This window comes from Catenulispora acidiphila DSM 44928, assembly GCF_000024025.1.
Lineage (GTDB): Bacteria > Actinomycetota > Actinomycetes > Streptomycetales > Catenulisporaceae > Catenulispora > Catenulispora acidiphila.
In genome coordinates this window covers 8770222-8784247 of the sequence record NC_013131.1, presented here as the reverse complement: position 1 = coordinate 8784247, position 14026 = coordinate 8770222, and the positions used below count along the sequence as shown (strand labels likewise).

Here is a 14026-nt window from a genome sequence, read left to right as displayed (position 1 = left end):
CCGAAGGCTCTGCGATGGCATCTGCTATCGTAGAGTTTTCGGGCACACCCGCATAACCAGAAAACTGGTACGTGCTTGATTCTGAGGCATCGGGAGGCGTTTTGTCAAGGGGCACGGAAGAAATCCTCCACGAACAGCGGTACCTCGACCTCCTGTACACCCGGCTCGACACGTTGCGCGCCCACGCCGCAGGTCAGCTGTCCGGCGTGCTGCAGGCCTCCGGGGGGACCCAGCAGGCCCGCACCGAGCGCGACGGCCTGGCCGCCGGCGGCGCCGGCCGGCTCGCCCAGCTGGACGCGGCCGAGGAAGGGCTCTGCTTCGGCCGCCTGGACCTCGCCGAGGGCGAACGCCGCTACGTCGGGCGGATCGGCATCCTCGACGAGAACGGCGACTTCGACCCCTTGCTGCTGGACTGGCGTGCCCCGGCGGCGCGGCCCTTCTACGTGGCGACCTCCGCGGCGCCGCAGGGCGTGCGGCGGCGGCGCAGCATCCGCACCCGGTTCCGGACCGTCGTGGGGATCGACGACGACGTGCTCGACCTGGACGTCGCGGCCGACGGAGACGCCTCCGGGCTGGTCGGCGAGGGCGCGCTGCTGGCGGCGCTGACCGCCGGGCGCACCGGCCGCATGCGCGACGTCGTGGAGACCATCCAGGCCGAACAGGACCACGCGATCCGGTCGGAGCTGCGCGGCGTCCTGGTCGTGCAGGGTGGTCCCGGGACCGGCAAGACCGCCGTGGCGCTGCACCGCGCGGCCTACCTGCTCTACACCTACCGCGAGCGGCTGGCCAAGCGCGGCGTGCTGATCGTCGGGCCGAACCCGACCTTCCTGCGCTACGTCTCGCATGTGCTACCGGCGCTGGGGGAGACCAGTGCGGTGCTGTCCACGGTCGGGGAGATGTTCCCGGGAGTGCGGGCCTCGCGCGCCGACGCGCCGGAGGTCGCCGAGATCAAGGGCCGGGCGGCGATGGCCGAGCTGATCGCCGGTGCGGTGCGGGCCCGGCAGCGCGTGCCCGAGGACGTGCTGGAAGTGGTCTACGAGGGCGTGAAGTACCGGCTGGACCGGGAGACCTGCGAGGCCGCCCGCGAGCTGGGGCGCAAGGCGAGCCGGCTGCCCAACCTGGGGCGCAAGGCGTTCGCCGAGCACATCATCGACACCCTGGCCGGGCAGGTCGTGGACCGGCTCAACGACGACCCGCACCGCCAGGAGACGCTGGCGATGGTGAACCTGATCGCCGAGGAGCTCGGCGAGGACCCCGCCGAGATGGCCGACGGCGTGTTCCTGGGCCGGGCCGACCGTGACCAGGTCGCGGCGTCGCTGGTCGACGAGCCGAGCGTGCAGGAGGCGCTGGACTGGCTGTGGCCGCAGCTGACCCCGCAGCGGATGCTGGCCGAGCTGTTCGCGACGCCGGAACTGCTGCGCGAGGCCGTGGACGAGGTCGGGGCGGTTGGCGAGGTCGGCGAGGCCAGCGCCGAGGGCGCGCCGCTGTTGACGGACGCTGAGATCGACCTGCTGATCCGCACCCCCGGCGGCTGGTCGGCCGCCGACATCCCGCTGCTGGACGAGGCCGCGGAACTGCTCGGCGACTCCGACACCGCCGAGGCGGCGGCGCGCGCCGAGGCGGAGCGCCGGGCCCGGATCGCTTACGCGCAGGGCGCGCTGGAGGTGGCCGAGGGCTCCCGGTCGATCGACCTGGAGGACCCGCGCGAGGAGATCGTCACCGCCGTGGACCTGGTCTCGGCCGAGATGCTGGCCGAGCGGTTCGAGGAGGTGGACGGCCGCAGCGTCGCCGAGCGCGCGATGGCCGACCGGACCTGGACCTTCGGGCACGTCATCGTGGACGAGGCGCAGGAGCTCTCGCCGATGGCCTGGCGGCTGCTGATGCGGCGCTGCCCGGCGCGGTCGATGACCCTGGTCGGCGACGTGGCGCAGACCGGCGACCCGGCCGGTGCGGCGTCCTGGGACACGACGCTCGCGCCGCACGTCGGGGACCGGTGGCGGCTGGCGGAGCTGACGGTGAACTACCGCACGCCCTCGGAGATCATGGCCCTGGCCGCGGAGGTGCTCGAGCGCATCGACCCGGGGCTGAAGCCGCCGCGCTCGGTGCGCTCCAGCGGCGAGGAGCCCTGGCGGGTGTCGGTGCCGGCGTCTTCGCTCGCTGAGAAGGTCGCGGAGCTGGCGCTGCGCGAGGACGCGGAGCTGGCCGCCGGGGACACCGGACGGATGGCGGTGCTGGTGCCCGCCGAACGCCTCGCCGAGGTGGCGGCTGCGGTGTCGGCGCGGCTGCCCGAGGCGGGGTACGGCTCGGACCCGGATCTGGAGCGGCGCACCGTCGTGCTGCCGGTGCGCCAGGCCAAGGGACTGGAGTTCGACACGGTGCTGGTCGTCGACCCGGCGGCGATCGTCACCGCCCAGCACGGCGAGAACGATCTCTACGTGGCGCTGACCCGGGCGACACAGCGGTTGGGGATCATCGACGTCGAAGGCTGATTCAGAGCCGTGGCAGGGCTGATTCAGCGCCGTGGCAGCGGGCGGGGTCCGGTCAGAGCGTGAAGACGATCTTGCCGAACGCCTCGCCCTGCTCCATCCGCGCGAACCCGGTCCGGGCCTCGGACAGCGGCAGCACCGAGTCGACGACCGGCCGCACGTCGGTCGCCTCGCACAGCCGGGCCAGCGCCTTGAGCTCGTCCAGCGACCCCATGGTGGAGCCGACGATCCGCAGCTGCAGGAAGAAGATGCGGGTCAGCTCGGCCGGCGGCATGGCGCCGGAGGTCGCGCCGGAGATGACGATCGTGCCCTCGGGGCGCAGCGACTTCACCGAGTGCGACCAGGTCGCGGCGCCGACGGTCTCCATCACCGCGTCGACCCGCTCCGGCAGCCGGGCGCCAGACGCGAAGGCGGCGTGCGCTCCGAGCTCCACGGCCCGCGCCCGCTTCTCCTCGCTGCGCGACGTGGTCCACACCCGGAAGCCGGCGGCCCGCGCCAGCACGATCGCCGCGGTCGCCACCCCGCCGCCGGCGCCCTGGATCAGCACCGTGTCACCGGGCCGCAGACCGGAGTTGCGGAAGAGCATGCGGTAGGCGGTGAGCCAGGCGGTCGGCAGGCACGCGGCCTGCTCCCAGGACAGTGCGGCGGGCTTGGGCACCAGGTTGGCCTTCGGGACCAGCACCTTCTGCGCGAACGTGCCGTCGTAGGCCTCGGTGAGGATGGACGGCTTGCCGTCGCGCGGGTCGATCACCGAGTGGATGATCACCTCGTTCCCGTCGTCGTCGACGCCCGCGCCGTCGCAGCCCAGGATCATCGGCAGCTTGTCCTCGGTGATGCCGACGCCGCGCAGGGTCCACAGGTCGTGGTGGTTGAGCGCCGCGGCCTTCACCGTGACGGCGGTCCAGCCCGCGCGGGGCGCGGGCTCGTCGCGCTCCCCGAGCTCGAGGCCGGACAGGGGGTCCTTGGGGTCGATGCGCACGGCGCTCACAGCGAACATGCGCCGAGCATAGACCGCCGGTAGCGGCCGGTTCCGGTGGCTGTGCGCGCCGTCACGGCGGCGGTTCCGGTGCCGGTCGGGTTGTCAGACTGCGGCGTCCAGCCGGGTCGTCGGGCTGGGTCGGGTCGGGTGGCCCGGCCGGGTCGGCTGGTCGCGGCGTCAGGCGGGCGGCGCGGTCCGGTAGACGCTGCGGATCGCCCGGACGTCCGGCGCGACGTCGAACACTGACGCCGGGATCTCGGCGGCGAGCGCGGTGAGTTCCTTCTTGACCCGCTTGGCGATACCGCCGCCGAGCAGGAAACGGGTCGGCGTGGCGGCGCGCTGGGCGCCTTCGAGGAGGCGGAGCGCGCCGGGGCTGCCGAGGTCGGTGTAGCGCAGGTTGAGGAAGGCGAGGCGGTGCGGAGCGGCGGCCAGGGCGGCGGCGATGGTCGCGGCGCCGGGCTCGTCGAGGTGGTTGTCGTCGGCGGCGAGGATGGCGGCGGCCTTCACGCGTCCGGCGTCGACCAGCTCGACCCCCGCCGCGGCGGCGGCCGCGACCAGCTCGGCGAGTGCCGCCGGGCCGATGCCGTTGCTGGCCACCGACAGCCGGCGCAGTGCTCCGGGCGGTGCGCTGCGCAATGCAGCCGCCAGCACCTGCGCGCCGGGGTCGCCGAGGCGCGCGGCCGAGACGTAGAGCTCTGCGACGGCTCCGGCGGCCAGCAGCCGGGCCAGTTCCCGCGCCCCGTCGGCGCCGAGCCGGTTGCCGCCGATGTAGAGGCGTTCGATCGCGCGGGCGCCGCCGCCGGCCGCGATCATCGCGTCGACCAGCACCGCGACGTCCGGCGCGGCCAGCCCGGTCTGCGTCAGGTCGATGGTGCGCAGGACGGTCCCGGCGCGCACGGTCTCGGCGACCGCGCGCACGCCGTCCGCGCCGACCGGGTTGCGCTTGAGCCACAGCGCCTTCACCACGCCGGGGGCGGCGATCAGCTGGTTCGCGATCTCGCAGACCCCGCCGCCGCCGATGTTGTTGCAGCCCAGGTAGAGGGTCTCGACGCGGGCCGCGACGGCCTTCGGCGCCACCGCGGCCGCACCGCCGTCGCCGAGCCCGTCGGTCCCCAGCAGCAGGTGCTTCACCGGGCCGCCGCCCTCGGGCAGCGCGTCGGCGACCGCGGCGGCGCCGAGCGGACCGAGGTCCTGCTTGCACAGGTCCAGGCGGCCGTCGGGCAGCGCGGTGCCGGCCGGGAACGCGGTGCGGGCGCGCACCGCCTCGCCGCGCCGCAGCCAGGCCAGGACCGGCGCCAGTTCCTCGGCGGGACGTGCCTCGAAGCCGCTCACCATGACGACCCGCTCACCACGCCACCGCCCGATAGTCCTTCAGGAACACGCCGAACAACGGCTCGCCCCGCTCGCCGCTGACGATCGGGTGGTAGATCCGCGCCGCGCCGTCGACGATGTCCAGCGGCGTACGGAAACCGGACTCGGCGTGCCGGGCCTTGCGCGGCATCGGCTTCTCGTCGGTGATCCAGCCGGTGTCCACGCTGCTCAGGTAGACGCCGCGGCGCGCCAGTGCCTCGGCGCTGGTGCGGGTCAGCATGTTGAGCGCTGCCTTGGCCATGTTCGTGTGCGGATGCCCGGCGGTCTTGTTGCGCACCTCGAAGCGCCCCTCGACCGCCGTGACGTTGACGATGTAGCGCCGGGCGGACGGCGAGCCGGTCATCAGCGGCAGCAGCCGGTCGGCGAGAAGCGCGGGCGCGACGGCGTTCACCAGGTGCACTTCCAGCAGCTCGACCGCGTCCAGCTCGCCGATTTCCGCCGACCACGAGTTGTGCGGCGAGGGGTCGGGCAGCAGGCCGTTCTCGTCGACGGCGCCGCCGGCCACGGCCAGCTCGGCGCTGTGCGGCACCGCGTCGGCGCCCGCGCCGTGGTACCCGGCGATCGGCGCCAGCTCTCGCAGCCCGCCGCCACCGCTGAGCTCCGCCGCCGCGGACCGCTCGGCGGCGATCAACGGCGCGTAGGAGGACTCGGGGCGCCGCACGGTCTGCGCGGCGTTGTTGATCAGGATGTCCAGCGGCTCGCCCTCGGCCAGCAGCCCGTCGCAGAGTTCGATCACCTGGCGCGGATCCCGCAGATCCAGGCCGGTGACGGTCAGCCGGTCGAGCCACTTCGCGCTGTCCTCGACCTGCCGGAAGCGGCGTATGGCGTCGTGCGGGAACCGCGTGGCCACCCGCACCGCCGCCCCGTCGCGCAGCAGCATCAGCGCGACGTGGAACCCGATCTTCACGCGGCCGCCGGTGACCAGCGCGCGCCGGCCGTCCAGCGGGGTGCGGGCCGAGCGCCACGCCAGGTTCTCGGCGGCGCAGGAGGGACAGAGCTGGTGGTAGAACGCTGAGACCCGGGTGTAGTGCCGCTTGCAGACGTAGCAGCGCTGCGGGCGCAGCAGCGTGCCGACCGAGTCCGCGTCGGGGTCTGCCCGGTGCGCGTCGTCCGGCACCTCCAACGGCGCGTCCTCGCGCCGCTCGGCGGCTCCGGTCGCCGAGGCCGCCAGCACCGCCCGGTCCGCCGCCTGGCGCCGCAGCCGCTGCTCCTTCTGCCGCCGCCGGCGGCCGTCGCGCACGAAGGACTCTGCGACCCGCTCCACCCGCAGCCGGACCGGATCGTCGACGGGCAGCGCGGTCAGCGCCGACAGCGCGCGGCTCAGCTCCTCCGGATCCATGCGGTCCTCCCCAGGTGGCCCCGGCCGGATTCGAACCGGCGTTCCCCGCGTCGCTTGAGTGGATCTGAGCGGTGCGCCTGCCTCTGCGCTACGGGACCGTTCACAGAATCCTGGCCGAACCCTGCCTGGCCCGGCAAGCCGCGAGGACACCGACCCAGAAGGACTGCGCGTCCTCCGAGGCGCCGACCAGATAGGTGGCGCGGAGCTTGGGCGGCAGGTGCGTCGCGAGCCGGATCACCACGTCGCGCTGCTTCTTCAGCTGGGACAGCTCGGCGTTGGCGAAGACCTGGTGGACCACGTCGGAGGCGTCGTCGCCCTCGGCGTCGCCGGAGACGGCCAGCGCCAGCCGCCGCTCCCAGGTGTCGACGTCCGCGGCCAGCTCCTTCAGCCCGGTGCGCTGGGAGCCGGCCAGGCGCGCGGTCAGCCCGCCGAGCGGGACCGGCGCGTACTCGCCGTCGCCGAGGTAGACCAGGCCCTGCTGCAGCGGCAGGCCGCGGCCGTGCAGCCGGATCAGGCGCTCCAGGGTGCGCTTGGTGATCCAGGCGCGGCCCTCGTCGTCGATGTCGTTCTTCCACCACTCCAGGACGGTCTCGGCGACCGGGCCGTACTTGGCGATCAGCCACTCGTTCGCCGGGATGTCCTCCGGGGTGATGTCCAGCGAGGCGGTGAAGCGCGAGGCCTGGGCGATGTTGTTGCGCGCGACCAAGAGCTTGCGGCCGACGTGGTAGGGCGGGTTCTGCAGCGCGACCTGGGCCCGCAGCCCGCGGATCGGCCGGCCGGCCACCGACCACTCCTGGGTGATCTCCATCAGCCGGGCGAACGCCGCCTTGTCCTTGGGCCGGTTGTACTCGTCCCAGACCACGGCCTTGGGCTCATCGCCGGTGAAGCCGGCGGCCAGCAGGTTGTCCAGGGTGCCGTCGGGGGAGGGGACCGGGGCGCACAGGTCCTCGACGTTGGTCACCGGCAGCGAGAAGTACAGCGGGTCGCGGCGCAGCACCTCCTGGATCAGCGCCCTGACGACCTCGGTCTTGCCGCAGCCGGGCGGACCCTGGACCAGCACGCACCACCGGTTCTTCAGCGCCGCGCGCACCAGGCGCCGCACCGGGTCGGCGATGGCGGACCGGTTCGGGACGTTCAGCGCCGCGGCGATCGCGTCCAGGATCTCCCCGGTGCGGTCCACCTCCTTGGCCCGGGTGCCCTCGGCGGCCGGCAGAGCCAGCCGCAGCCGCGTGCCGTTGAGCAGCGGCAGACCCCAGACGAGGGGAAAGCCCTCGGCGGCGTTGGCCAGGATGTGCTCCAGCGTGCGCGGGGACAGCAGCCGCCGGATCTCCGGGGGCTGAGCGGCCCAAAGACGGAAGACCGCGGTCAGGTCGAACTGCGGGAACGCACGGCGCAGCGCCTCGCGCCAGGCGGTGTCGTTCGCGGTGACCTTGATGGTGACCATCCGGTCCAGGATCGCGAAGTCGCTGCGCCGCGCCGCGGTCTCGGCGAGCGACTCGTTGTCCGCCAAGAAGACGCCGATGCAGCCCAGAGCCCGCAGGTCGTGCTCGCCCAGGGTCCAGTTGCAGGCGATCTGCATCAGCTGCGACTGGATCGCCGGACCCGCCTGCAGCGAGTCGTCGATCAGGAGCACGAAGTTGCGCCCCGGCTTGAGCTGGCGCATCACCAGCTGCCGCAGGACCAGCTCGCCGCTGCGCGGGTCCCGCACCGGGGCGTTCACCAGCAGGTCGTCCGGCGCCAGGTTCGCGGCCGGGACGTAGACCAGCTCGGTGTCGTCGTACGCGCGGGCGATGTGCGCGGCGAACGTCGCGGTCTTGCCGATGCCGTGCTCGCCGAAGATCTGCCCGGTCTGGCCCAGGTCGATCATCGCGTCGATGAACGCCTCCAGGGCCGAGGGCCGGGCCGCGGCGGCGCGCGCGGTCCCGGCGCCCCCGCCGCCGCCTTGGCGCGGCAGCCTGCCGTCCTGGCCGAAGCCGGTGTCGAAGTGCTCCTCCTCCGGCGGCAGGGCGGTCTGGCCGGTGCTGTACTCGCTCAACGGTCCCCCGTTCGTACGGTGTGACAGGCCATCTGCGGCGTGTGGCTCTCGGGCCAGTCGTCGCCGTGCTCGGTGATCAGCCAGATCCACTTGTCCGGCTCGGCGGGCGTGATGTGCGGGGCGATGCCGTCGGTGACCATGATGACGGCGTCCAGCGTCTCCTCGAACGGCTCGCCGGTCCGGGCCGAGGGCGCGCGGCCCTCCAGGTAGTCGGCGACCGCCTGGAAGCTGGTCCCGCCGCCGCCGACCAGCGGGTCGCCCGGGGCGAAGGGCACCACCGCGGCGTCGAAGGACAGCCAGTGCGCCTCGACGCCGTCGAGCTGCCCGACCAGCGAGGCGATCCAGTCCACCACCGGCGGCGGCATCGACCCGGAGGCGTCCACCGCGATCGCCACCACCCGGTGCCGCTCCGGGCCGCGCCGGGACAGCGTCGGATCCTCGCCGAGCGCGGCCAGCACCGCCCCGCGCTTCTTCGGGTAGACCAGGCGCTCGCCCTCGGCGAGCTTGGAGGCCAGCACGTCCACCAGCCAGCGCTGCCACCAGTCCACCCGCCGGGTCCGCTGGGTCTGCCCGCGGATCATCCCGGCGCCCAGATCGCCCCACAGCTTGCTCAGCCGCTCGGTGGCGCCCTCGGTGCGCGCGATGAGGTCCAGCAGCTCCGAGCGCGCCTCGCGCACCCCGCGCTTGCCGGCCAGCAGCACGTTCGCCAACACCTCGTTGCCGATCCGGGCGATGGTCTCGGCGTCGGCCAGCTCGTCCTGCAGCTCCTGCAGGAGCTCGTGGACGCAGATCGGCGGCGGCGTCGGCGGGTGCTTCATCCGGCGCAGCTCGGTGTAGCAGCCCATGTCGGTGTGGATGAACTCCTCGTAGGAGAACGGGGTCAGACCCTGCGCGGTGAGGTCCGCGTGGTACCTGGCGAAGACCTTGCGCGGGTCCACCCCGGTCGGCTCGCCGCCGGCCACCGGCAGGCTCTGGCGGCGCAGCCGGGTCAGTGCGACGTGGTTGATGGTGCACTCGATGGCGATGTCGAAGACCGGGTCCTCGCGCAGCTCCGGCTCGGTGAACAGATGCCGCTGGATCAGGTGCCGCGCCTCGTGGAAGAGCACGAACTTCACCCCGTCCAGCCCCAGCTCGACGAAGAAGTCCGGGTTGAACAGCAGCAGGCAGGTACCGTCGCCGGCGGCCATCACCGCGGCGGTCTCGATGGCGGTGGTGGGCACCTGGTGCGCGCACTTGGAGTAGATCCAGCCGGCGATGGCCGAGGACTCCATGCCGAAGTCGACGAGCGCCGCCTCCTTCAGCCGCACGGCCTCGGCGATCGTCTCCGGCTCGGCGGGCTGCCACGCCGCCAGCGCCTTGCGGTCGGTGGCGCTGACCGGGAGGCGCCGCGAGCGGCGGTCCGACTCGTGGGTCTTCATGCGGCGTCCTCCTGCACGGGGGTCGGGGCGGGCGGCGGGGGTGGGGGCGTCGGGTGGTTCGTTGGGTGGTGCGGTGCGGGGTTCGTTGGGCGGTGCGGGGGTCGGTTCGCGGGCTGGTTCTCAGGCTGCTTCTCGAGCTGGTTCTCAGGCTGGTTCTCGGGCCGGTTCGTGCTCTGGGTCAAGTCTTCTCTGTCGCGGGCCGCCGGTCGAACTGATTGGCCTGTTGCCCATTGCACGAGGGCGAGGGGCGATTCGGTTGCTTTGTCATATGATTCGAGCATTGTCTGCCATCGCTCCGGGCGTCCGTCGAGACCGCCGCGCACCGCGTCCTCCAAAGGCCAGTCGGTCAGCGAGTCCTGATTCGGCGCCGGAGGCGGCGGACCCGGCACGTTCTCGGCGGCGGCCTCGGCGGCGGCGACGATCGGCGCGATATCGCCGGCGGCCATGGAGGCGCGGACCGCGGGATGGACCAACAGCTCCACACCGCCCGCGGATGCCAGCTCGAGAGTCCACACCGGCTCCGGCCCGGCCAGCTGCGCGAGCCGGCTGTAGGCGAAGATGCGCAGCTTCCCGATCGCGGGAGTGCGCTCCATGGCGCGGCGCAGGATGCTGAGCAGGTCGAAGATCTCCTCGGCCGTCTCTGTAGCGGACAGCAGTGCGTAGAACTCCTCGGGCGTCGTATGGTCCAGCCTGCTGGTCTGCCATGGAGTGTCGGAGTCCGGGTCCCGATAGATGCGCAGGCGAAGAGCGAGATCGTCGTGCCCGTAGGCGACCGCCTCCACGTTCTGGTGGAACAGCTCGCGATCCAGCAACTCGTGGGCGACCGCCAGCGGCGTGCCGACGCTCTGGCACAGTGACTGGCGCGCGTAGTCGGACCCGTCCGGACCGAAGGCGTAGTCCTGATAGGCGGGGTGGTAGGGCGCGTGTATGAGCAGGCCCTGGATCATCCCCACGGACCGCTCCGCGGTGTAGGGAAGCGCAGCCGCGACGACCGCCGGAGGAGCCATCGCGAGCAGCACGCCGGGCAGGAACACCTGACCCTTTAGACGGAAGCGCATAGAGCTCTTGGGGAGCTGAGACTCCGTGGACCAGCCAGCGACCTCGTCGAGCAGCGCGCCGAAGGAACCCGACCACACGTCGACCAGGCACATGGCGCCGTACCAACGCCACGCATCGGTACCCAGGGCGGCGTTGAGCCCGGCGGCGAGGCGGTGCCGCAGATCGGCCTGCGGACGGCCATAGGGCGTGATGCCCCCGGGCAGCACGGTCTGATACGGGGCGCGAGCGGCGAGACGCACCATGCCCTGAACCCCGCCGGCCTTGGTGGGCAGGTCCTCAGGGGTCTCGCGCGGATCGAGCAAGGCGTGGCACAGGGCTTCGCGGTCCACCGCGACGGTGCGCAGCTGAGGATCGCAGTGCTCGGAGGCCAGCCCCGCCGCCAGTTCGGCATCGGACAGCAGCGCCAGAACCGGGGCGACGTCCTCGCGCCGCGCCGCGTGGAGCAGGTTCAGGATGAGGGCTGGGGCGTTCACGCGGCGGGCGGCTTCGGGGGTTCGCCGGGGGAGGCCGGTTCGGGGTGCGCGGTGGGGTGGTGCGGGGCTGGGTGGTGCAGAGCGGGAGCTGATATCGCGCTGGCTGTCGGTTCGGGGTGCGCGGTGGGTTTCTGCGGGGCGGGGGTTGGTGTCGCGCCGGCTGTTGCTTTGGGGTGCGTGGTGGGGTGGTGCGGTGCGGGAGCTGGAATAGCGCTGGCTGCCGGTTCGAGTCCGGCTCCGGCTCCGGATTCGGGTTCGGGTTCGGATTTGTTTCGGGGCAGGGGCGGCAGCAGGCTCGGGGTCTGGCTGAGGCGCGGCTTGGGGTCGCGCGGCGTGGGGGTGGCTGTGGTCGGCGGCGGGGCTATTGGCGGCGCGGGCGTGTCGGAGTCCCGGCGTGGCTGCGGCACGTGCGGCTCCCCACCTTCGAGCTCGGCGAGCATGCCGTGCAGCGTGGTCCCGGGTTCGGCGAGCCGCAGCCAGCGTTCGGGGCGGCCGTCGAGATGCTTGCGGACGCGGTCGGCGGTGTCGGGACGTGTCTGCTGGAAGCCGGCGTCCCAGAGTTCGGTGATCCGCTCGGGGTCCGGGCGTGCGATGCCGGCGGCGGCTGCCTGCAAGGGCTCGTCATTGTGGGAGCTCATCGAGGCGCGGACCGCCTCGTGCATGCGCTCCAGGCTGCCGGCGCGCTCCAACTCCAGCGCCCACACCGGTTCCGGACCGGCGGCCGCGGCGAGGTGGGCGTAGCCGACGACGCGCCGGTCGGTCTGCAGCGAGCGGTTGCTGCGCCGCAGCACGGAGTGCAGCAGCTCGGGGTCGTGCGATTCGAGGGCCGGCTGGAGCAGCGCGGGTTCGGCGTACCGGGTGACCAGGCGCCGCACCAAGCCCGGATACAGGCCGCCGGCGGTCTCGGACCGCACGACCGCCGCGATCCGCAGCTCCAGCGAGGCCAGCGGATGCAGATACACCGCCGCCAGGACGCCGGGTTCGGCGGGCTCGCGGTCGGCCAGCCGCCAGAGCGTGCCGACCGTCGCCGCCGGATTGCGGGCCGCCGCCAGCCGCATGGCGAAGGTTCCATGCGGGCCGACCGCGAGGTCCAGGAGCCAGCGAGGTGCGGGACCTCGGTCGAGGATGCGGGTGAGGACGCCTGTCAGGGCACGGCTTTCAGGGCTGGAGGATTGCGCCGGGTCGGCGCCAAGCCCTCCGTTGTCCGCAAATGGTTTCGCGCCACTCTGCCCCGCCGCCTCCTGCAGCGCCGCGACCAATCCCTCCGGCGCGACCTCCAGCAGCACGGCCGCCGGATCGACCCCGCGCGGCCATCGCGACCCGCGTCGCTGTGGCAGCGGCTCTCCGGCGTCGACAGCGTCGAGCAGTGTGGCGAGGCTTCCTTCCCATGCTGCGACTCGGGTCAGTACCTTGAGCCAGCGTGCCGGGTCCGTTCCGATCGCCTCGGCGACCGCCGTGCGTAGCTCCGCCTGGTACCGCTCGTCGGCCTCCGCCGGGATGTGGACGAAGTGCGGCGCGAAGCTGTTTTTGCCCTTCGCCGTGTAGTACTTCGCTAGTCCGGGCGGGGTCGGCAGCGCCAGCGCTAAGAGTTCCGCCGCCGGCTCCGCGTGTGCCACTGCCTCTTTCGCACTCAGCGAGCCGTGAAGCAGACCGCGGCGCAGCAGTTCGCGGGTGGCGAAGTGCCGCGTCGCCGGGGTCAAGCGCTCGGCGGAGTCATGCGCGCGCCGCAGAGTCTCGATGTCGGGGCGCGCGGACCAGAACACTGCGCGCGGGTACCGCTCCTCGAACGTGGCCCGCACGTCCTGCGGGACGTCCTCGCGTGCCGCCGCCTCGTCGAGACCGCGCGACGTCGCCTGCCCGGCCTGCGTGCCCTCCTCGCCCTTGCCGACCAGCGCGGCGTACTCGAGCACCGCGTCCCAGGGCATCTCGTAGTGCTGCGATCCGATGTTCGGCCTGGTCCAGGAGTCCGCGTCGTGCGCCGGCGGCAGCCTGTCGGTGCGGAGGCGGCGCGGTGCCTTGACAAGCGCCGCGTCGTCGCCGGTATCGCCGAAGGCGAGCACTGGCTCCCACCACGGGCCGTAGTGCCCCACGCTCGTGGCCATGACCGTGGTGGCGACTTCGCGCAGCCCGCCGTACCCCTCCCACAGCGAGCTGAGGAGCCCGTGGTCGCGCAGCGTCAGCAGTCCCCGCATCACCGGGGGCATCAGCTGGAACCGCATGGCGAGCGGCAGCGCGGTGGCGACCAGGTCGGCGTCGTCGGCGTAGCATGCGGCTCTGGTGATCTCGGCCTCGACGCGTGCCGGTGTCGGGTTGTCCCGTCCCGCGTGGCGCCGTGTGGCGCGCACCAGCTGTCCGCGCAGGAACTGCTCGATGCCGGGGGCGATCACCGGCCGGCCATCCGCGCCTCGCCGGTCCCGGACCAGCGCGGCCAGGACCCACGCCCGCGGCCGCTTGCCCTCGGTCCGCACCAGCGCCTCGTCGACCACCGGATCCGCCAGCCGGATCAGCGCCCGCAGCACGGTGTCCGGATCAGCCACGGTCTCATCGGCCAGAGCCCGCCGAGCCAACGCCACCGCCGTCGCCGAAGAAGGCTCTTCGAGCACGAAATCACTCACCGCCACGCACAAGGGCAGCGAAGCCCCCGCGATCCCCTCGGCGACCCCCGCCTCCCCAAGGCCCCGCAGCACCGCCCACGCATCATCCCGCCCCGCGAAGTGCACAGCGTCGACCAATCCTGCGACCACGATGGCTCCCTCCCACCCGCCATGATGCCGCATCCCCCCGACCCCCACGGAACGCAAACGGCGCGCACCAGGATCACTCCCGGCACGCGCCGCCGCCCCCTCCGCAACCCGAGCTGCCGCCC

The 14026-nt window shown here is 73.1% G+C and carries 8 protein-coding genes and 1 tRNA gene; 1 reads left to right on the top strand and 8 read right to left on the bottom strand.

The window, feature by feature from the left end; all coding sequences use genetic code 11:
• Positions 1–101 precede the first annotated feature (101 nt).
• The gene (locus CACI_RS37435) at positions 102–2489 is read left to right on the top strand and encodes a HelD family protein (protein ID WP_015796125.1); all 2388 of its coding nucleotides are present in this window, start codon (positions 102–104) and stop codon (positions 2487–2489) included.
• Positions 2490–2541: 52 nt separating this feature from the next.
• Here CACI_RS37435 and CACI_RS37430 read toward each other — a convergent pair whose 3' ends face one another.
• The 8 genes from CACI_RS37430 to CACI_RS37395 form a co-directional block, all read right to left on the bottom strand.
• Positions 2542–3483, bottom strand: coding sequence for a zinc-binding dehydrogenase (locus CACI_RS37430; RefSeq protein ID WP_015796124.1), 942 nt, complete (start codon positions 3481–3483; stop codon positions 2542–2544).
• Positions 3484–3642: 159 nt separating this feature from the next.
• On the bottom strand, positions 3643–4800 hold the full coding sequence (locus CACI_RS37425; protein WP_015796123.1) for a leucine-rich repeat domain-containing protein: 1158 nt from the start codon (positions 4798–4800) through the stop codon (positions 3643–3645).
• 10 nt (positions 4801–4810) lie between these two features.
• The gene (locus CACI_RS37420) at positions 4811–6175 is read right to left on the bottom strand and encodes an SDR family oxidoreductase (RefSeq protein WP_015796122.1); all 1365 of its coding nucleotides are present in this window, start codon (positions 6173–6175) and stop codon (positions 4811–4813) included.
• Positions 6176–6190: 15 nt separating this feature from the next.
• Positions 6191–6273: transfer RNA gene (locus tag CACI_RS37415), tRNA-OTHER, on the bottom strand.
• A 2-nt stretch (positions 6274–6275) separates the two neighbouring features.
• Positions 6276–8210, bottom strand: a complete 1935-nt coding sequence (locus CACI_RS37410) for an ATPase AAA (RefSeq protein ID WP_015796121.1) — start codon at positions 8208–8210, stop codon at positions 6276–6278.
• A complete protein-coding gene (locus tag CACI_RS37405) occupies positions 8207–9628 on the bottom strand; it encodes a vWA domain-containing protein (RefSeq protein WP_015796120.1) in 1422 nt (473 codons plus the stop codon). Before CACI_RS37405 ends, CACI_RS37410 begins: the two co-directional genes overlap by 4 nt.
• Positions 9625–11160, bottom strand: a complete 1536-nt coding sequence (locus CACI_RS37400; protein WP_015796119.1) for a hypothetical protein — start codon at positions 11158–11160, stop codon at positions 9625–9627. Before CACI_RS37400 ends, CACI_RS37405 begins: the two co-directional genes overlap by 4 nt.
• Positions 11157–13904 (bottom strand): hypothetical protein, encoded by a 2748-nt coding sequence (locus CACI_RS37395; protein WP_015796118.1) that lies wholly within the window; start codon positions 13902–13904, stop codon positions 11157–11159. Before CACI_RS37395 ends, CACI_RS37400 begins: the two co-directional genes overlap by 4 nt.
• Positions 13905–14026 lie beyond the last annotated feature (122 nt).